The 18321-nt window shown below is 65.0% G+C and carries 17 protein-coding genes; 14 read left to right on the top strand and 3 right to left on the bottom strand.

Features of this window, described 5'->3' with window-relative positions; translation table 11 throughout:
- Window positions 1-99 precede the first annotated feature (99 nt).
- Window positions 100-1776, top strand: coding sequence for an ATP-dependent nuclease (locus tag BGO20_RS19150; RefSeq protein ID WP_291659068.1), 1677 nt, complete (start codon window positions 100-102; stop codon window positions 1774-1776).
- A 936-nt stretch (window positions 1777-2712) separates the two neighbouring features.
- The gene (locus BGO20_RS19145) at window positions 2713-2973 is read left to right on the top strand and encodes a hypothetical protein (RefSeq protein ID WP_291664193.1); all 261 of its coding nucleotides are present in this window, start codon (window positions 2713-2715) and stop codon (window positions 2971-2973) included.
- A gap of 77 nt (window positions 2974-3050) precedes the next feature.
- Here BGO20_RS19145 and BGO20_RS19140 read toward each other — a convergent pair whose 3' ends face one another.
- Both BGO20_RS19140 and BGO20_RS19135 read right to left on the bottom strand, forming a co-directional pair.
- Window positions 3051-3557: a hypothetical protein gene (locus tag BGO20_RS19140; protein ID WP_465246058.1), complete on the bottom strand. Its 507-nt coding sequence runs from the start codon at window positions 3555-3557 to the stop codon at window positions 3051-3053.
- An 84-nt stretch (window positions 3558-3641) separates the two neighbouring features.
- Complete coding sequence (locus BGO20_RS19135; protein WP_291664194.1) at window positions 3642-4547, bottom strand: amidohydrolase family protein; 906 nt, start codon at window positions 4545-4547, stop codon at window positions 3642-3644.
- A 207-nt stretch (window positions 4548-4754) separates the two neighbouring features.
- On the opposite strand from BGO20_RS19135, the gene BGO20_RS19130 reads away from it, so the two are divergent.
- The 8 genes from BGO20_RS19130 to BGO20_RS19095 all read left to right on the top strand — a co-directional run bounded on the left by BGO20_RS19130 (window position 4755) and on the right by BGO20_RS19095 (window position 12738).
- Window positions 4755-6092, top strand: coding sequence for an ABC transporter substrate-binding protein (locus BGO20_RS19130; protein ID WP_291664195.1), 1338 nt, complete (start codon window positions 4755-4757; stop codon window positions 6090-6092).
- 105 nt (window positions 6093-6197) lie between these two features.
- Window positions 6198-7127 carry a carbohydrate ABC transporter permease gene (locus tag BGO20_RS19125; protein WP_291664196.1) on the top strand — a complete coding sequence of 310 codons (930 nt, stop codon included), beginning with the start codon at window positions 6198-6200 and terminating at the stop codon, window positions 7125-7127.
- Entirely contained in the window at window positions 7127-7945 is an 819-nt protein-coding gene (locus BGO20_RS19120) for a carbohydrate ABC transporter permease (protein WP_291664197.1), read from the top strand. Before BGO20_RS19125 ends, BGO20_RS19120 begins: the two co-directional genes overlap by 1 nt.
- Before the next feature lie 81 nt (window positions 7946-8026).
- The gene (locus BGO20_RS19115; RefSeq protein WP_291664198.1) at window positions 8027-8923 is read left to right on the top strand and encodes a dihydrodipicolinate synthase family protein; all 897 of its coding nucleotides are present in this window, start codon (window positions 8027-8029) and stop codon (window positions 8921-8923) included.
- Between the two features lie 24 nt (window positions 8924-8947).
- The gene (locus BGO20_RS19110; RefSeq protein WP_291664199.1) at window positions 8948-9625 is read left to right on the top strand and encodes a GntR family transcriptional regulator; all 678 of its coding nucleotides are present in this window, start codon (window positions 8948-8950) and stop codon (window positions 9623-9625) included.
- Between the two features lie 108 nt (window positions 9626-9733).
- Window positions 9734-10726: a sialic acid TRAP transporter substrate-binding protein SiaP gene (locus tag BGO20_RS19105; RefSeq protein ID WP_291664200.1), complete on the top strand. Its 993-nt coding sequence runs from the start codon at window positions 9734-9736 to the stop codon at window positions 10724-10726.
- Between the two features lie 216 nt (window positions 10727-10942).
- Window positions 10943-11455 carry a TRAP transporter small permease gene (locus tag BGO20_RS19100; protein WP_291664201.1) on the top strand — a complete coding sequence of 171 codons (513 nt, stop codon included), beginning with the start codon at window positions 10943-10945 and terminating at the stop codon, window positions 11453-11455.
- Window positions 11452-12738 carry a TRAP transporter large permease gene (locus BGO20_RS19095; RefSeq protein ID WP_291664202.1) on the top strand — a complete coding sequence of 429 codons (1287 nt, stop codon included), beginning with the start codon at window positions 11452-11454 and terminating at the stop codon, window positions 12736-12738. The genes BGO20_RS19100 and BGO20_RS19095 overlap by 4 nt, the downstream gene beginning before the upstream one ends.
- A gap of 16 nt (window positions 12739-12754) precedes the next feature.
- Here the strand turns inward: BGO20_RS19095 and ppk2 are convergent, their stop codons facing one another.
- Window positions 12755-13714 carry a polyphosphate kinase 2 gene (ppk2, locus tag BGO20_RS19090; protein ID WP_291664203.1) on the bottom strand — a complete coding sequence of 320 codons (960 nt, stop codon included), beginning with the start codon at window positions 13712-13714 and terminating at the stop codon, window positions 12755-12757.
- 119 nt (window positions 13715-13833) lie between these two features.
- On the opposite strand from ppk2, the gene BGO20_RS19085 reads away from it, so the two are divergent.
- The 4 genes from BGO20_RS19085 (at window position 13834) to pstA (ending at window position 18150) form a co-directional block, all read left to right on the top strand.
- Entirely contained in the window at window positions 13834-14892 is a 1059-nt protein-coding gene (locus tag BGO20_RS19085; protein WP_291664204.1) for an ATP-binding protein, read from the top strand.
- Between the two features lie 125 nt (window positions 14893-15017).
- Window positions 15018-16043 carry a phosphate ABC transporter substrate-binding protein PstS gene (gene pstS, locus BGO20_RS19080; protein ID WP_291664205.1) on the top strand — a complete coding sequence of 342 codons (1026 nt, stop codon included), beginning with the start codon at window positions 15018-15020 and terminating at the stop codon, window positions 16041-16043.
- A gap of 223 nt (window positions 16044-16266) precedes the next feature.
- Entirely contained in the window at window positions 16267-17244 is a 978-nt protein-coding gene (gene pstC, locus BGO20_RS19075) for a phosphate ABC transporter permease subunit PstC (RefSeq protein ID WP_291664206.1), read from the top strand.
- Between the two features lie 12 nt (window positions 17245-17256).
- Window positions 17257-18150 (top strand): phosphate ABC transporter permease PstA, encoded by an 894-nt coding sequence (gene pstA / locus BGO20_RS19070; RefSeq protein ID WP_440141773.1) that lies wholly within the window; start codon window positions 17257-17259, stop codon window positions 18148-18150.
- Window positions 18151-18321 lie beyond the last annotated feature (171 nt).

Below are 18321 nucleotides of genomic sequence, written 5' to 3'. Positions count from 1 at the left end.
GCAAATTTAATCAACAACTTAGCCACAGTGAGATGCAAGTTTGGGTTGCGTCGATTCCTGTCGTTTCGTATTTTCGAAGACCGCTGGGGAGTGAATTTTATGAAGATATGTTCCATCGAGGCAAAGAATTTTAGAACTTTGGCTGACTTTAGTCTCGATTTCAAAAGGAATTATTGTGCGATCTCTGGAAAGAATAATGCCGGAAAATCGGCTGTTATTAGAATAATAGAGTTTTTCTTGAGGGATAGAAATGAAGATCGCCTGTTATTTGGTAATGGCATAACCTTTGCGAAGGATGCTACGCAATGGGTCGCGGGAGACGATATTGAGGTTTCAATTTCCGTAGAGATTGACAGAGATGACGATTCGGAAGTTTTCTTTGTGGTTGATACATATAATACTAGAAAACTGATCGATAAGCACGTCGGCGTCAAATTAACGAGTATTTTTTCGAAAGACGGCGGTGAAAAAACGGTTTGTCTTGTCGATGGAAACGCTCTCGGTCAACAAGAATCCAGTGAGATTCTTAAAAAATTTAGATCTACCTCAAATCTTATAGTTCATAATTCCACTCAGCCGTCGCGGCAATTGTATTACCTCGGTGGAACTTACAAAGAAGTTCTGGATGCATATTTTTCGCCTGAAGATAGGCAGAAAATTGCCGAGGCCGAAAAAGGGCTGCAGACGCGCGTGAAGAAAGCGACAAAGCAGCAGAAGGAGGAATTAGAAAAACTTTTGGGAAAATTGAACGAAAAATACCAGGTAGAGTTAAGCTCTATTGATAGCGGTAGGTCATCGAGATTTCCTCTTGAGGTAAAGCTTACAGATAAAAATGTCGAAGTTCCTCTAAATGATTGGGGCGCAGGTACGCAGAATCGAACGAGAGTTTTAATGTCTGTTTTGGATGCAATTAGAATCAGATCGTCTGTGAACCCAAAGGACAGGTCCACGCCGGTTTTTATCGTCGAGGAGCCTGAGAGCTTTCTTCATCCGTCCGCGCAGGCTGAGTTCGGCCAGGTTTTGAATGGACTTGCTGAAGAATTAGAGATTCAAATTATAGCAACTACTCACAGTCCCTACATGTTGAATCAAAATGACCCGTCGGCGAATATTCTTCTTGAACGTAAGGTATTTAGAAATTCTTTGAGAGATACTACAATAATAGATACATCTGGGAAAGATTGGATGCTGCCATTTGCTGAAAATCTTGGAATTATACCTAGTGAATTTGAAAGCTGGAAAGGTATTTTTTCTTCTAATAGCAGTAAGGCTGTTTTAGTCGAAGGCGATATCGATAGAGTTTATTTCGAGACTATTAAAGGAAAATTTCCAAAGCTATACAAAATACCAGATGGAGTAGAGATAGTTCCGTATGGTGGCAAGGATGCACTTAAAAATACGTCTCTTCTTCAGTTTATGATAAATAGATTTGGGCGCGTATTTATCACGTTCGATCTAGATGCGCGCCATGAGATAAAGCCATCTCTCGAGAGGATTGGCTTGGTGGAGGGACGGGATTTCATTGCCGTAGGCAAGCCTGCCGCAGGCTGTCAGTGCATCGAAGGACTTCTTCCTGCTAATATAATGAAACAGGTTTATTCGAACGAGTACATGCATGTTATGGCTCTCCAATCTCAGGAAACGAAGGAGCGGAATTCCGCTAAAAGCCATATAAAGAAATGTCTTCTTGAAGAATTTAAGAGTACATCCGTTTTAGAAAAAGATATGATTGATTTTCAAGATTTGTTCAATAAGATATCTAAAGCGTTTTTGTAAGATTGCGATGATGTGAATCGGCTGCGATAAGTGTCGAAATGTCGATTTTTAATTTTCCACTCGAAACGGAGTTACTTGGAGAGGCGATTTCTTATTGTACGCGCAACATTTCGGGTGGATCAGTGGTCCCCGCCGCCCGTCCGGAAAACTTATCCCCGCTCCTTCCGCTGCGCCTATGATCGCCGCACCTCGTCCCCGAGGGGCAGCCATCCGGAGGTATGCCGTTGGTGGGGGCGGGGGCGGCGCCTGCGGGTGGGGTTACGACCCACTCCCGGGAGGCTTCGGGGCACCGCCCTGGGGACATTACGATCCCTGTGCGAGGAGCTCGCTGGAAGGCTCGGCCGTGACGGATTGCGTAAGCGAGGGCGCGACAACCCGATGAGGGGAACTGGCGCCCGGACCCGCAGCTCCCGACCGGCCCAGCCGTATAAGCGCGGCCCGAAGACTTAAGAACGCCGGCAGGCGGAGCGCCACGGGGCGTGCGGAGGGTGGCTCAATCCCTCCGCGCCGCATCCTGGCTCAATGGACGCGGCCTATACACCTCGCGCCTCGCGGCGCTCCGCTGCCCCTCATGACAGCCGAACGCGCCCCGGCGCGGGCGGGCGAAGGCGCGTGCGCGGACCTCGCCGTCATGCTCGCCCCCGAGGGAGCATCCGTCTCCTGAACACGACGCTGCGCGACGGACGAAGACGGGGACGGTCGGGACAAGTCCGGCCATGACGCCGGGCAGCCGCCTCCCGCTCGGCGGTCCGGCCGCCGGGGCGGAGCGAAACGGCAGGCAGGGTCCGGCGTTTCGTGATAGGCAGCGGCTCGTTCCGCTTGAGCCTGTCCGGCGAACCGGGTTCGCCGTCAGGCTCCAGCCTTTTGTTTTGACGCGGTTCCGGGCGCAAAGCCGCTTCGCAGTCTTGCCGGAATTGCTTTGGAGGTGACGCGACCATGGCCAAGAAGACCCCCGAACAGCTCGCCCGCGAATTCGAGGGCCGCAAGGCCAAGGGGCTGGCCAAGGGCGGGGCGGCGTTCTGGCCGAACATCCTCGCCAATGCCGTGCTGAAGCTCACCGCGGCGCGGGAGGCGATCACGCCGGAGGCGCTGATCGCGCTGGTCGAGCGCGAGGGCGAGAGCGCCGACGTGCAAGTCAGGGCCGGCGCGGCGGAGGCCGTCGCGCGGCTGAAGCAGGCCATCGCCAAGGGCGCCTGACGACAGGGGGCGCCGAGGCGAGGCGGGCGCGGGACGGCCGGGCGGGCCGGCGCCCCGCGCGCTGGGCGCAGAGGCGCTCAGGCGCCCTTCAGATGGGCGTTGCACTGGCTGTAGTAGCCGCCGCCCTTCTGGATCCATTTCAGGCCGCCATTGCCGTTGGTGGCCTTGTTGGCGTTGTACTGGTCGTCGCAGGTCTTGAAGCGCTGCTTGCCGGCCGAGAGCTGCGAGTATTTCGGGTCGACCTTGCTCGGGAACACCGCGTTGCCGGCGGGCGCGGCCGTGCGCGGCGCGGCGGGCTTCGGCGCCGCGGGGGCGGCGGCGGTCGCGGCGGCGGGCTTCAGCGGGTTCGCGGCGGCGGGCGCGCCGGCGGCGGAGGTCGCGGCAGCGGCGGTGCCGTCGCCGCACTGGGCCTTGCGGAAATCGTTCCAGGACTGGCCGTTCAGCGTGTTGCCGGTCTTGGCCGCCTGGTACTTGCTGCTGCACTCCTTCATCGTCAGCGCGAGCGCCGGCGTCGAGGCCTGCATCGTGAACCCGCCGGCGAGCGCGAGGAAGCCGGCGGCAAGCGCGAATCTGGTCCGTGTCATGTGAGATCCTCCCGCGAAGGGATGCCTGTCGGTGCCGCTGCGGCCGGGCGGGTCATTCCGGGCGGTCGGGCAGCAGGAGAGAGGCTAGGACCGGGAAGATGAACCGCCGCTGACGGGATTCGCCGGATTTCGGCCACGTTTCGCCAGGTAGAGGCGCGCCGCATTGCCGCCGAAGAGCGCGGCGCGCTCGGGCTCGGTCAGCGTCGCGGTCAGGCGCCGGGCGGCGGCGTGCCAGTCGCCATAGGCGGCGCGCAGCGTCGCGACCGGCCAGTCGCTGCCCCAGAGCAGGCGCTCAGGCCCGAAGCAGGCGACGAGATGGGCGACAGCCGGCGCGAGCGTTGCGTCGCTCCAGTCCGGTCCGGCTTCGGTGACGAGGCCGGAGAGCTTGCAGGCCGTGTTCGGCCGCGCCGCCAGCGCCGCGATGCCGTCGCGCCACTCGGCGAGATCGGCGCCGGTGAGGTCGGGCTTGGTGAGGTCGGGCTTGGCGCCGTGGTCGATGACGACGGGAAGCTGCGTCTCGCGCGCGAGCAGGGCGAGCAGGGCCGGGATTTGCGGCGGCTTCACCAGCGCGTCGAAGACCAGGCCGTGCTCGTTCAGGGCGGCGAAGGCGGGGGCGAGCTCCGGCCGGGCGAGCCAGTGCGGATCGGGAATGTCCTGGACCATGGGCCGCAGGCCGACGAGCAGCGGGTCGACCGCCAGCGCGGCGATCCGGGCCGGGGCGTCGGGAGCCTCGAAATCGGCCCAGCCGACCACCCCGGCGACGAAGGGGGTACGGGCCGCGATATCGAGCAGGAAGCGCGTCTCCGCCTCGGTCGGGGCGGCCTGGACGAGGATGGTGGCGGCGATGTCGTGCTCGGTGAGATGCGGGGCGAGGTCGGCGGGTTCGAAGTCGCGGTGTATGGGGCCGAGCGCCGGGGTGAGCCAGCCGTAATCGCCGCGGGAGAGCCGCCAGAAGTGCTGGTGGGAATCGATGCGGGGCTGGCTCTGCACGGGCGTCTCCCAACGGCAGGATCGGTGCCGGTCGGCATCTGGTGCCGCACTATGTGCACGCCAACATGTTAGCTTGCAACCGGCCCGAAAGCGGATTAGCGTCGAGCCCGGTCGCGGGTGGCGGAAGCGCCGCATCCGAGCGGCCCGCGAAGCCGAGCCCGCAAAGGGCGGCACGACCATGGTGCAAGAGTCCTGGGGAGGACGCCGATGACCGATCATCTTCTCAAGCCGACCCGCCGCGTCCTTCTGGGCGGCGCGGCCGCCGCGCTCGCCTCGCCGCTGGTGCTGCGCAAGGCGCAGGCGCAAGGGGCGTTCGACTGGAAGAAGTTTTCCGGCCAGTCGATCGACGTGCTGCTGGTCAAGAACCCGCGCTCCGACCTGATGCAGCAGGCGGAGAAGGAATTCACCGAGATGACCGGCATCAAGGTCTCCTCCGAGCAGGTGCCGGAGCAGCAGCAGCGTCAGAAGGCTGTGATCGAGTTCGCCTCGGGCAAGCCCTCCTTCGACGTCAGCGGCATCTCGCTGCACGTGCAGAAGCGCATGGCGGCCAAGGGCAAGTGGTTCGAGAACCTCGAGCCCTACATCAAGAACGCGTCGCTGACCTCGCCGGACTTCGACTTCGCCGATTTCGGCGCGGGCCCGGTCGCCTATGCGCGCCAGGCCGACGGCTCGCTCGATACGATCCCGTTCTTCGTCGATTACTGGATCGTCTACTACAACAAGGAGCTCTTCGACGCGAAGGGCGTCGCCTATCCCAAGACGATGGACGAGATGTTCACCGCGGCGCAGAAGCTGCACGATCCCGCCAAGGGCGTCGCCGGCTTCGTCTCGCGCGGCCTGAAGAACGCGAATGTCCCGGTCTGGACCGCGCTGATGCTCGGCCAGGGCATGGAGACGACCTCGCCCGAAGGCAAGCTGCAGACCGACACGCCGGAGGCGATCTGGGCCGGCGAACTCTACAAGAAGCTGAACAAGGAGACCGGGCCGGTCGGCTCCGTCGGCTTCAACTGGAACGAGTGCCAGACCACCTTCATGCAGGGGCGCGCCGCGATGTGGCTCGACGGCGTCGGCTTCGCCACGCCGCTGGAGGACCCGTCCAAGTCGCGCATCGTCGGCAAGGTCGGCTACGGCGTCACGCCGCCGGGGCCGAAGGCGCATCACGCGGCGATGTTCGCCGACGGCATGGGCATCTCGCGCGGCTCCTCCAAGAAGGAGGCGGCCTGGCTCTACCTCCAGTTCATGACCAACAAGAAGAACCAGCTCGCGATGCTGAAGAGCGGCGCCGGCGCGCCCGGTCGTTCCTCGGCCTATCTCGATACCGCGACGATCCAGGCCTCCAAGTTCGGCAAGCAGTATTTCGACTGCCTGCTGAACTCGGCCAAGATCGCGCGGGCCGGGCTGCCGCAGATCGTGCCGGTGACCGAGTTCCGCGATGTCTTCGGCGTGGCGCTGACCAACATGATCGGCGGCGCGGATGTCGCGGCCGAGCTGAAGAAGGCGACCGAGACCTTCGCGCCGGTGCTCGCCAAGAGCGAGCAGGGCTGAGACCATCAGGCGTCATGGCCCGGCTCGGCCCGGCCATGACGCCACCCCAGCGCAGCTTCGAAGACATGCTTGCGGCCCAAGCCCGGGCATGACGGTTCCAGACGCATGACCAGCACGTCCCTGCCAGCCGGCATTGCCGATACGACGCCCGCCAGCACCGCTGCGGCCTCGGCGGATTTCACGCCGCGCTACTGGTTGTTCTCGCTGCCCGCGGTGCTGGTGATCGCGGCGGTGATCGTCTTCCCCTGGCTGTTCACCCTGTTCATGTCGACGCAGGACTGGAAGATCGGCGGCGGCGCCGAATCTGTCGGACTCAGCAATTTCGCCGCGCTGGCGAAGGACGAGCGCTTCGTCGAGGCGATCGGCCACACCGCCTATTTCACGGTGCTGGCAGTGGTGCTGCCCATCCTGTTCGGCACCGCGGCGGCGCTGGTCTTCCATCGCGAATTCCCGTTCCGGGGCCTGCTGCGCACGGTCTTCGTCATGCCGATGATGGCGACGCCGGTCGCGGTGGCGCTGGTCTGGACCATGATGTTCCACCCGCAGCTCGGGGTGTTGAACTACCTTCTTTCTCTGGTCGGGATTCCGCCGCAGGGCTGGGTCTACGATCCGGCGACGGTGATCCCGACGCTGGTCATGGTCGAGGTCTGGCACTGGACGCCGCTGGTCATGCTGATCGTGCTGGGCGGATTGGCCGGGCTGCCGCGAGAACCCTACGAGTCCGCGCTGATCGACGGCGCGAACGACTGGCACATGTTCCGGCACATCACGCTGCCGCTGGTCTGGCCCTTCATCATGGTGGCGATCGTGATCCGCACCATCGATGCGCTGAAGGCGTTCGACACGATCTTCGTGATCACGCAGGGCGGGCCGGGAACGGCGTCGGAAACGCTGAACATCTTCCTCTATCTGCAGGCCTTCCAGTTCTACAAGATCGGCTACGCCTCGGCCGTGGTGGTGATCTTCTTCGTCATCATCATCATGCTCTCGCTGCTGCTGCTCTATGCCCGGCAGAAGTCGAAGTGGAACGCGTGATGAACCGCGTGCTCAAGAAAGCCGGCTTCTGGGCCTCGGTCTTCGTGCTGGTCTCGCCGGCGGTGCTGGTCTTCCTCTGGATGATCTCGCTGTCGCTCAAGAACGAACTCGACAACACCGCCTTCCCGCCGGTCTTCATCCCCAACCCGCCGACGCTGAAGAACTATGTCGACGTCTTCGCGCAGAACAATTTCGGGCTCTATCTCTGGAACTCGATCCTCGTCACCGGCGGGGCGGTGCTGATCGGGCTTCTCGTCGGCGTGCCGGCCGGCTACGGCATCGCGCGCGGCAAGGCGCATAAGTTCGCGATCCTGATCCTGATCGCGCGGATGACGCCGGCCCTGTCCTATCTCATCCCGCTCTTCCTGCTCTTCCAGATCACCGGGCTGGTCGGCTCCATTACCGCGCTGGTCATCACCCATCTCGTCATCACCATCCCGATCATCGTCTGGATCATGATCGGGTATTTCGAAAACGTGCCGATGGAGCTGGAGGATGCCTCGCGCATCGACGGCGCCACGACCTGGCAGGCCTTCCGCCATGTCGCGCTGCCGCTGGCGAAGCCGGGCATCGTGGTCGGCGGCATTCTCGCCTTCATCTTCTCCTGGAACAACTTCATCTTCTCGGTGGTGCTCGGCGGCAAGGCGAGCCGCACGCTGCCTTCGGCCGTCTACAATTCGCTGACCTTCGAGCAGATCTCCTGGGGGCCGCTTGCTGCCGCGGCGCTGCTGGTGACGCTGCCCGTGCTCCTCGTCACCGTCATCGCGCAGCGCCAGATCGTCGCTGGCCTCTCCGCCGGAGGCCTCAAGGACGGCTAGCAGAGTCCTAAGGACCGCTTGCAGGCGGTACTGTCTTCATCCTAACATGTCAGTCAACATTCAGCCCTGAAAGCTCATCCCATGGCCTCCGACAAGACCCGCTTCGGCCTCTCCTGCGCGATCACCACCCCGATGCGGGAGGGCGGCGGCGTCGACCTGCCGCGTCTCGTCCGTCACGCGCGCCATGTGCTGGCGCAGGGCTGCGATTCCGTCACCCTGTTCGGCACGACCGGCGAGGGTGCGGCGCTTGGCCTGCCGGCGCGGACCGCGATGATGGGGGCGCTGATCGGCGCCGGGATCGATCCGGCGACGCGGATCCATGCCGGCATCGCGGCCGCCTCGATGCATGAGGCGATCGAGCAGTCGCGGCTCGCGCTCGATGCCGGAGCCAAGGGGCTGCTCGTCGCGCCGCCCTTCTACTTCAAGGGGGTCGGCGACGAGGGACTCTATGCCTGGTTCTCGCAGTTCCTCGAGAAGCTCGGCAGCTCGGCCCGCAACATCATCCTCTACCATATCCCGTCAGTGACGGCGGTCGAGATCAGCGTCGGGCTGGTGCAGCGGTTGAAGACGGCCTTCCCGGGCTTGATCGCCGGCGTGAAGGATTCCTCGGGCGACTACGCCAACACCGAGGCGCTGCTGAAGGCGCATGGCGAGCTTGCGATCCTCGTCGGCGACGAGAGGCAGCTCGCCAGGGCCGTACGCAATGGCGCGCAGGGCACGATCTGCGGCGTCGCGAACCTGGTGCCGGCGCTGCTGCGCCCGATGGTGTACGAGGGGAAGGACAGCCCGGTGGTGAACGCGCTGGTCGACGAGATCTGCTCCTATCCGGTGCTCGCAGCGGTGAAGGCGCTGACCGGCCATGTCCACGGCGATGCCGGCTACGGCGCGATGCGCCCGCCGCTCGAGGCGCTGGACGAGGCGACCCGGAAGCGGCTCTTTGCCGCTTTCGATTCGATCACACAGGCGAAGGCTGCCTGAGCGGGGCGGCCTGGAGGAGGAATTGTGAGCCAGCCGGAGCAGGAACCGCGGGAGGGCGAGCCGCTGAAGCTGAGGGAGCGCGCCTATGCTTCCTTCACCGAGCGGCTGCTGGCGCGCGAGATCAAGCCCGGCCAGTTCGTGACCCAGCGCGAGCTTGTCGCGATGACGGGCTTTCCGCTGGGCGCGATCCGCGAGCTCGTGCCGCGGCTGGAAGCGGAGGGGCTGATCAAGACCGTGCCGCAGCGGGGCATGCAGGTTGCCCATGTCGACCTCAACCTGATCCGCAACGCCTTCCAGTTCCGGCTTTTCCTCGAGAAGGAGGCGACGGCGCTCTACGCGCAGAACGCGAGCGACGCCGAGATCGCCGAGCAGAGGGCGCGCCACGAGGCGATCATCGCGCGGGCCGAGGCCGGCGGCGACGAGACGCTGATCGAGGATGCCGAGGACATCGACCGGCTGATGCACGAGGCGATCATCGATCATCTCGACAACGACATCGTGAGCCAGGCCTTCCGCGTCACCTGGCTCAAGATCCGGCTGATCCGGCAATATGAGACGCGCATCCACAACAGCATCATCGTGCCGGTGATGCAGGACCACCTCGCCATCATCGCGGCGATCGAGACCCGCGACCCCGAGCGCGCGGGCGCAGCGATGGCGGCTCATATCGGCAACGCCAGGGCGCGGGCGATGCAATACTGAGACGCAATATTATCGAGAGGCATTGGCATTAACTTCGCGCTGAAGCTACCATCACGCACCGCAACATGACGACGAGCCGGAGAACCGGCCTCAAGGGAGCAGACGACCATGACCAGATTGACCAAGCGAGACTTTCTCCATGGCTCCGCCGCGGCAGGGGCTGCCGTTTTCATGCCGGCGATCGCACGGGCGCAGGCCGTCGTGCTGCGCTGGGCGGACGGGCAGCCAGCCGCCCACCCCTCGCCGCAAAGCGCGCTCAAGGCCGCCGCCGAGGTCAAGGAGAAGACCGGCGGGCGCATCGAGATCCAGTCCTTCCCCAACGGCCAGCTCGGCTCCTCGCGGGACATGGTCGAGTCCGTCGCCAGCGGCGCGCTGACCATGGTGACCGAGGGCGCGGCGCAGCTCGGCCAGTTCGTGCCGCAGCTCTCGATCATCGAGGCGCCCTATATCTGGAAGGACGCCGCCCATATGACGCGGGCGCTGAAGTCTCCGCTGATGGACGAGCTCAACAAGGCGCTGGTCGAGAAGCGCGGCATGCGCATGATCGGCGTCAACTATTACGGCGTGCGCCACCTCACCAGCGGCAAGAAGCCGATCAACTCGGTCGAGGACATGAAGGGTTTCAAGCTGCGCGTGCCGGAGGTCGACACCTTCCGCGCCATGGCCGAGGCCTGGGGCGCGCGACCGACGCCGCTGAACTTCTCCGAGCTCTATCTCGCCCTGTCGCAGGGCGCGGTCGACGGGCAGGAGAACCCGCTGCCGACCATCGCCTCGGCCAAGCTCGCGGAAGTGCAGAAATATCTGGTGCTGACGGCGCATATCATCACGCCGCGCCTCGTGATCGTGAACGAGGCCGCCTGGCAGAAGATCCCGCAGGCCGATCGCGACGTCGTCGTCGCGGCCGTGGACAAGGCGGCGACCTGGCAGGACAACGAGATCCTGGAGCAGGAGAAGGGGCTCGCCGACAGCCTCGGCAAGGCCGGCATGACCGTGACCACGCCGGACAACGAGGCCTTCCGCAAGCCGGTCCTGGCGAGCGTGCCGGCCAAGTTCGAGAGCAAGTGGGGCAAGGGGCTCTGGGACCGCATCCAGGCGCTGTGAGGCGGGCGGTTCTCAACCGAACCCGAACCGCAGCTCGGCTTGCCATCCGGGATAGCCGGGCCTGCCCCGGCCGTCCACGGCTTCTCGGGCCGAACCGCGTGTTCATGACGTGGATGCTCGCCGCAAGGGCGAGCATGACGACGCCGGACTTGCGTCTCTGGCCGGTCCCGGAATGACGGTGGCGGTGTCCAACGCCCCGATAGCAAAGGCATCCGCATGACGATCTGGCCCCGACTATTCGACCGGACGATGGAGGTCGTCGCGGCCCTTCTACTGGTCGCCCTGCTCGTCACGGTGACGCTCGGCATCGTCACGCGCGCGCTCGGCGAGCCGCTGATCTGGACCGACGAGGTCTCGCGCTTCCTGATGCTGTGGGTCGCCGTCACCGGCTGGATTCTCGCCAGCCGGCGGCGCGCCCATATCCGCATCCGCTTCTTCCACGACATGCTGCCGGCGCGCGGATGGCGCTCGGCCGAGGCGGTGATGCAGCTCGCGATGATCGTCTTCGGCGGGCTGGTCGCCTGGTACTCGGTGCATCTGGTGCAGTCGAACTACGATCTCGAGGCGACGACGGTGCCGCTCTCGATGGGGCTGCTTTATGCGCCGATGGTGCTGGCCGGGGTCGTCACGCTGCTGCAGGGCCTCGCGGAGTTCCTCGGAAACCTGCGCAACTGGCGGACGTCCCCGTACGAGCCCGTCGCGGCGAGCCTGCAGGAGCCGGCGGAATGAGCGCGCTGATCTTCAAGATCTCGGCCGTCTGGCTGCTCTCGATCCTCGCCGGCTTTCCGCTCTTCGCCTCGATGGGGCTCGCCGCCTTCGCCTTCGTGCTGCTGGGTGATCTCTCGGCCTCGATCGTGCCGCAGAAGATGGCGCAGGCGATGAACTCCTTCCCGATCGTCGCGGCGCCGCTGTTCATCCTGATGGGCAACATCCTCGCGGCCGCGCGCATCACCGACCGCATCGTCGCCTTCGCCACGGCGGTGATCGGCTGGCTGCGCGGCGGCTATGCCCATGCCTCGATCCTGACCAGCATGATCTTCGCCGGCATGGTCGGCTCGGCGGTGGCGGATGCGGCGGGCTCGGGCGCCATCGAGATCCGCGCGATGCAGAAGGCCGGCTACCGGCCGGAGACGGCGGCGGCGATCACGGCCTCGGCGGCGACGATCGGGCCGATCATCCCGCCCTCGCTGCCGATGGTGATCTACGGGGTCACGGCCGACGTCTCGATCGGCCGGCTGTTCATCGGCGGCGTCATCCCCGGCGTGCTGATGGGGCTGTCGCTGATGGCGATGGTGATGGTCGTCGCGCGCCGCCAGGGCTTTCGCAAGGAGGGCTTCAAAGGCTTCCGCGAGATCGGCCGCAGCTTCCTGAACGGCTTCTTCGCGCTGATGACGCCGCCGCTCATCCTGGGCGGGATGTTCACCGGCATCGTGACCCCGACAGAGGCGGCGGCCGTCGCATGCCTCTATGCGCTGTTCCTCGGCTTCTTCGTCTACCGCACGCTGGAGGTCAGGCAGCTCTGGCCGATCCTGATCGATACGGTCGAGACGATGGGGCTCGTCGCGGTGCTGGTCATGGCGGCCGGCGCGCTGGGCTGGTGCATGTCGATCTCGCGCGTGCCTCAGACGCTGACGCCGATGATCGTCGAGACCATCGCGCACCCGCTCGTCTTCCTCGTGGTCTGCAACCTGATCCTGCTGGTCGTCGGCTGCTTCATGGAGGCGCTGGCGGCGATGCTGATCCTGATCCCGATCCTGGTCCCGGCCGCCAACAGCTTCGGCATCGACCCGGTGCAGTTCGGCATCATCATGATCCTGAACCTGATCCTGGGGACGATCCATCCGCCGATCGGGGTGGTGCTCTTCGTGGTCACGCGCATCGCCAACGTGTCCTTCGAGACGATGTCGAAGGCGATCCTGCCCTGGCTCGTGCCATTGCTTGCAGTGCTCGCGGCGATCACGCTCTGGCCGCCGCTGACGACCTGGCTGCCCGATCACATCATGGGGCCGTGAGGCGAGGCGCGCGTGCTCAGCCTTCCGGCTCGCCGCCCTTGTCGAGATAGCGCGCGACCGAGATGACGACCTTGTCGTCGAGGGCGCCGATCGCGGTCTCGTCCTTGTCCTTGTAGGGAATCGCGCGCAGCACGTGGCGAATGGCGTTGAGGCGGGCGCGCAGCTTGTCGTTGCTGCGCACGACGAACCAGGGCGCATCTTCCGTCGATGTCCGCCCGAGCATGGCGTCGAAGGCGCGGGAATAGTCGTCGAAATGGGGGATCGCCTCGAAGTCCATCGGCGACAGCTTCCAGCGCTTCAGCGGGTCGTGCCAGCGCGCATGCAGACGCGTCATCTGCATCTCGCGACCGATGGTCAGGAAGAGCTTGATGAGGCGGATGCCGTCCCGCGCCAGCATGCCCTCGAAGGCGGGGGCCTCGCGCAGGAAATGCTCGGTCTGCGCGGGCGTGCAGAAGCCCATCACGGGCTCGACTCCGGCGCGGTTGTACCAGGAGCGGTCGAAGAAAACCATTTCCCCGGCGGTCGGCATCTCGGCGGCGTAGCGCTGGAAATACCATTGGCCCATCTCGGTGTCCGAGGGCTTCGACAGCGCGACGATGCGGGCATGGCGCGGGTTGAGATGCTGGGTGAAGCGCGAGATCGTGCCGCCCTTGCCGGCGCCGTCGCGTCCCTCGAAGACGATGACGATGCGCTCGCCCTCCTTCTGGACCCAGCGCATCAGCTTCTGCAGCTCGATCTGCAGCGGCTGGAGTTCGCGGCTGTAGCGCTTGCGCTTCATCCGCTTGCCATAGGGGTAGCCGCCGCTGTGATAGGCCGCGTCGATGATCGATTCCGGCAGGGTCGCGGCCTCGATGTCGAAGCCTTTCGCCTTGGCCGGCTTGCGGGCGGCCTTGTCCTTCTGCGCCGCCTCGGTGGCCTTGGCGGCCGGCATCTCGACGACGTTACCCACCTCGGAACCGGAAAACTTCTTGGCCATCGCCTGTCCCTCGTTGCGCGGCCCACCCTAGCCGGCCGTCGTGCGGAAGGGAATTGACGCCCTCCGCGGTTATGCGCAGGAAGGCGCTGCCGGCGGCCGCCGGTGGTTGCGGGCGTGCCATGATCGACAGGGCTGACTTTTCCATGGCCGCGGCGCGCGGCTTCGTCGAGGCACTGGGCTCCGCCGTCGTGCTGCTCGACGAGCTGGGCGTGGCACAGGCGCTCAGCCCTGCGATGCGGGCGCTGATACCCGGGCTGGAGCGCGGCAAGCTGCTCGCCCTGGTGCTGCGCGACCCGGATCTGATCGAGGCGATCGAGGCGGTGGCGGGCGAAGGTCAGCGCAAGACCTTGGAGCTCGTCGAGCGGGTCCCGGTCGAACGGACCTTCCGCATCCATATCGCCGCGCTTGCCGGGTCGGGCGAACGGCACCCGACCCTGCTCACCTTCGAGGACCTCAGCGAACAGCGCGTGATCGAGCGGATGCGCGTCGACTTCGTCGCCAATGCCAGCCACGAGTTGCGCACGCCGCTCGCCTCGCTGCTCGGCTTCGTCGAGACCCTGCAGGGCCCGGCGCGCAACGACGAGCGGGCGCGCGAGCGCTTCCTCGGGATCATGCGCGAGCAGGGACTGCGGATGGCGCGCCTCGTCGACGACCTGCTCTCGCTTTCGCGCATCGAGCAGCGCGCCCATGTCGCGCCCGACACGCCGGTCGACCTCGCCGGAATCTCGCGGGAGATCGTCGACTCGCTGGCCCTGCTGGCGCGGGAGCGCGAGGTGGCCCTGAAGCTTCAGGTCCCGTCGGAGCCGCTGCAGGTGCCCGGCGACCGCGACGAGTTGCTGCGGCTGATGGAGAACCTCGTCGAAAACGCGATCAAGTACGGCAAGCGGGCGGGCGAGGTGACGATCACCGTCGACGCCCATGACGGGGAAGCCAGCGTCTGCGTCCGGGACGACGGACCGGGCATCGCGCCCGAGCATCTGCCGCGCCTGACCGAACGCTTCTACCGGGTCGATACCGCCGCCAGCCGCGAGGCCGGCGGCACCGGGCTCGGGCTCGCCATCGTCAAGCACATCGTGCTGCGGCATCGCGGGCGGCTGATGATCGAGAGCAAGCCGGGGCAGGGGGCCGCCTTCAAGGCCATCCTGCCGCGCTTCGGCGCGGCGCGAGGCGCCGGCTGATCCTTGACGGACGAAGACAGCTTTCGGGCATTGTGACGGTTTTCATGACGAATTGTCATGCGGCTGTCATACAGAGGGTGTTCTGACGGGGCGCTGCAAACAGCGACCAGATGAGGACATCTCACATGCGCAAGATTCTCGTTCTCGCGGCCGTGGCCGCCGGGATCGCCGGTTCCGCCCAGGCCGCCGACATCACCGGCGCCGGCGCGACCTTCCCCTTCCCGATCTATTCGAAGTGGGCCGAAGCCTATCAGAAGGCGACCGGCACCGGCCTCAACTACCAGTCGATCGGCTCGGGCGGCGGCATCCGCCAGATCAAGGCGAAGACGGTCGCCTTCGGCGCCTCCGACGCCCCGCTCAAGGGTGAGGACCTGGCCAAGGACGGCCTCGTCCAGTTCCCGACCGTGATGGGCGGCGTCGTTCCGGCCGTGAACATCGCCGGTGTCGAGCCGGGCAAGCTCAAGCTCTCGGGCGACGTTCTCGCCGGCATCTACATGGGCGAGATCAAGAAGTGGAACGACCCCAAGATCGTTGCGCTGAACGGCGACCTGAAGCTGCCCGACGCCAACATCAACCCGGTCTATCGCTCGGACGGCTCGGGCACGACCTTCGTCTTCACCGACTATCTCTCCAAGGTCTCGGCCGAGTGGAAGTCGAAGATCGGCAACAACACCTCGGTGCAGTGGCCCGTCGGCATCGGCGGCAAGGGCAATGAAGGCGTCTCGGCCTCGGTCAAGCAGGTCGCGAACTCGATCGGCTATGTCGAATACGCCTACGCCAAGCAGAACAAGCTCTCCTACGCCCTGATCAAGAACCACGACGGCAACTTCCCGATGCCGACGATCGAGGCTTTCCAGGCTGCCGCGGCCAACGCCAACTGGAAGGAGCAGCCGGGCTTCGGCATCTCGCTCAACAACCAGAAGGGCAAGGATGCCTGGCCGATCACCTCGGCGACCTTCATCCTGGTCCACGCCAAGCCGGAGAAGCCGGAAGAGGTGCAGGCCGCGCTGAAGTTCTTCGACTGGGCCTACAAGAACGGTGACAAGCTCGCCAGCGACCTCGACTACGTGCCGCTGCCGAGCAATGTGAAGGACGAGATCCGGACCGCCTGGAAGGGCGTGACCGACAACTCCGGCAAGCCGATCTTCTGATCGCCCGCCGCTGAAGAAGACGAGGCGGGCCGAGCCCGCCTCGTCGCACCGTTCAAGCCCTCATCCTGAGGAGCCGTCAGTCGGCCTCCCGAAGGGTGATCCGGAGTGCGCCGGGGCCTCGAGAGGCACTCCCGCGGACCGCTCCTCAGGATGAGGGCTGAGGCCGATTGAAGCCGGGCGACCGGCGGACGGCCTCGGCCCAATTCCTACCGGAGCCTCGCGGATGACCGCAGTGACCGACATGACCAGCATTCCCGCCGCGCCGAAGCCGGTCGCCCGCAGGACGCCGAAGGCGACCTTCGACGTCGTCTTCCGGAATGCCAGCTTCCTTGCGGCCCTGCTCGTCCTCGCCCTGCTCGCCGGCATCATGCTGTCGATGATCGTCGGCGGCTGGCCGGCCTTCCGCGAGTTCGGGCTCGGCTTCATCACCTCCAGCGTCTGGGACACCCAGAACGAGCAGTACGGCGCCTGGCCCGCCATCGTCGGCACGCTTTCGACGGCGCTGATCGCGCTCGTCATCGGCGTGCCGCTCTCGCTCGGCATCGCGGTCTTCCTGACCCAGCTCGCGCCGCCCTGGTTCAAGAAGCCGGTCGCCACCGCGATCGAACTGCTCGCCGCGGTGCCCTCGATCATCTACGGCATGTGGGGGCTGTTTGTCTTCGCGCCGCTCTTCGCCGCCTATGTGCAGATCCCGCTCTCGAACCTCGTCGAGGGCATACCGGTCGTCGGGACGATCCTGTATTCGCGCTCGCCCTCGGGGCTGGGCATCTTCACGGCCGGCATCATCCTCGCCTTCATGATCGTGCCGTTCATCGCCTCGATCACCCGCGACATGCTCGAGCAGATCCCCTCGGTGCTGCGCGAGAGCGCCTACGGCATCGGCGCCACGACCTGGGAGGTCGTGCGGCACGTGCTGGTGCCGCAGGCGGGCGTCTCGATCATCGGGGCGATCATGCTGGGGCTCGGCCGCGCGCTCGGCGAGACGATGGCGGTGACCTTCGTCGTCGGCAACGCCAACCGGCTCTCGGCCTCGATCCTCGACCCCGGCTCGACCATCGCCTCGCGCATCGCCAACGAGTTCAACGAGGCGCTCGGCCTGCAGCTCAACTCGCTGATCGCGCTGGGCTGCATCCTGTTCTTCGTCACCTTCGTCGTCCTCGTCATCGCGCGGCTGCTGGTCGCCCGCGTCAAGAAGTTCTGAGGCTGGGATCAGATGAGCATGACCACGAACGCTTCCACCCCGGCCGCCACCTCCCACATCCCGTGGGGCCGCGTGCGCCAGTCCCGTCGCACGGCCGATCGCGCGATGAAGATCATCGCGACGGGCTTCACCTTCTGCGCCATCTTCGTGCTGTTCTGGATCCTCGGCATGCTGCTGGTGAAGGGCATCGGCGGGCTCTCGCTCGCGACCTTCACCGCGGTGACCCCCGGCCCCGGCACGCAGGGCGGCGGCCTCGCCAACGCCATCGTCGGCTCCTTCGTGCTGACCTTCCTCGGCATCGCGGTGGCGACGCCGATCGGCGTGCTGGCCGGAACCTGGCTGGCCGAATACGGACGGGGCACGCAGCTCGCGAACCTGATCCGCTTCATCAACGACATCCTGCTCTCGGCTCCGTCGATCCTGATCGGCCTGTTCGTCTACGTCATCCTGGTCGAGCCCTTCCGCGGCTATTCCGGCTGGGCCGGCGGCGTCGCGCTCGGGATCATCGCGATCCCCGTGATCGTGCGCACCACCGAGGACATGCTGAGCCTCGTGCCCGGTCCGCTGCGCGAGGCCGGGGCCGCGCTCGGCGCGCCGCCTTCGGTGGTGATCACCAGCGTGACCTGGCGCGCGGCCAAGGCCGGCATGGTCACGGGCATCCTGCTGGCACTGGCGCGTATCGCCGGCGAGACGGCGCCGCTGCTCTTCACGGCGCTGAACAACAATTTCTGGTTCTCGCCCACGCTCTCCGGCGGCGTCTCCAACCTGCCGGTGACGATCTACCAGTTCGCCTCCGCGCCCTACGAGAACTGGCAGCAGCTCGCCTGGGCCGGCTCGCTGATCATCACGGTCTCCATCCTGCTGCTTTCGATCATTGCCCGGCGCGTCGTCGCCGGCGGCAAATAAGACTTGAATCCAACCCGGTCGCGCCCGACCTTGAGGACCATGTCGATGCTCTCGACCCTTGAACTCTCCCCCCAGACGCTCGATGCCGAGGCCCCCGTCCGGATCGCGGTGAAGAACCTCGATTTCTACTACGGCGAGCACAAGGCGCTGAAGAACATCAATCTCGACTTC

Source organism: Allobosea sp. 67-29 (assembly GCF_001898115.1).
Taxonomy (GTDB): Bacteria; Pseudomonadota; Alphaproteobacteria; order Rhizobiales; family Beijerinckiaceae; genus Allobosea.
This window is presented reverse-complemented; position numbering and strand designations above follow the sequence as displayed.

What these genes read in the sequence shown, in the direction of transcription:
- BGO20_RS19120 (WP_291664197.1), top strand. Translation starts at nt 7,127, where the DNA reads ATGAACCGCGTGCTCAAGAAAGCCGGCTTCTGGGCCTCGGTCTTCGTG.
- BGO20_RS19130 (WP_291664195.1), top strand. Translation starts at nt 4,755, where the DNA reads ATGACCGATCATCTTCTCAAGCCGACCCGCCGCGTCCTTCTGGGCGGC.
- BGO20_RS19145 (WP_291664193.1), top strand. Translation starts at nt 2,713, where the DNA reads ATGGCCAAGAAGACCCCCGAACAGCTCGCCCGCGAATTCGAGGGCCGC.
- BGO20_RS19100 (WP_291664201.1), top strand. Translation starts at nt 10,943, where the DNA reads ATGACGATCTGGCCCCGACTATTCGACCGGACGATGGAGGTCGTCGCG.
- BGO20_RS19105 (WP_291664200.1), top strand. Translation starts at nt 9,734, where the DNA reads ATGACCAGATTGACCAAGCGAGACTTTCTCCATGGCTCCGCCGCGGCA.
- BGO20_RS19140 (WP_465246058.1), bottom strand. Translation starts at nt 3,557, where the DNA reads ATGACACGGACCAGATTCGCGCTTGCCGCCGGCTTCCTCGCGCTCGCC.
- pstS (WP_291664205.1), top strand. Translation starts at nt 15,018, where the DNA reads ATGCGCAAGATTCTCGTTCTCGCGGCCGTGGCCGCCGGGATCGCCGGT.
- pstC (WP_291664206.1), top strand. Translation starts at nt 16,267, where the DNA reads ATGACCGCAGTGACCGACATGACCAGCATTCCCGCCGCGCCGAAGCCG.
- ppk2 (WP_291664203.1), bottom strand. Translation starts at nt 13,714, where the DNA reads ATGGCCAAGAAGTTTTCCGGTTCCGAGGTGGGTAACGTCGTCGAGATG.
- BGO20_RS19085 (WP_291664204.1), top strand. Translation starts at nt 13,834, where the DNA reads ATGATCGACAGGGCTGACTTTTCCATGGCCGCGGCGCGCGGCTTCGTC.
- BGO20_RS19095 (WP_291664202.1), top strand. Translation starts at nt 11,452, where the DNA reads ATGAGCGCGCTGATCTTCAAGATCTCGGCCGTCTGGCTGCTCTCGATC.
- BGO20_RS19125 (WP_291664196.1), top strand. Translation starts at nt 6,198, where the DNA reads ATGACCAGCACGTCCCTGCCAGCCGGCATTGCCGATACGACGCCCGCC.
- BGO20_RS19115 (WP_291664198.1), top strand. Translation starts at nt 8,027, where the DNA reads ATGGCCTCCGACAAGACCCGCTTCGGCCTCTCCTGCGCGATCACCACC.
- BGO20_RS19150 (WP_291659068.1), top strand. Translation starts at nt 100, where the DNA reads ATGAAGATATGTTCCATCGAGGCAAAGAATTTTAGAACTTTGGCTGAC.
- pstA (WP_440141773.1), top strand. Translation starts at nt 17,257, where the DNA reads ATGAGCATGACCACGAACGCTTCCACCCCGGCCGCCACCTCCCACATC.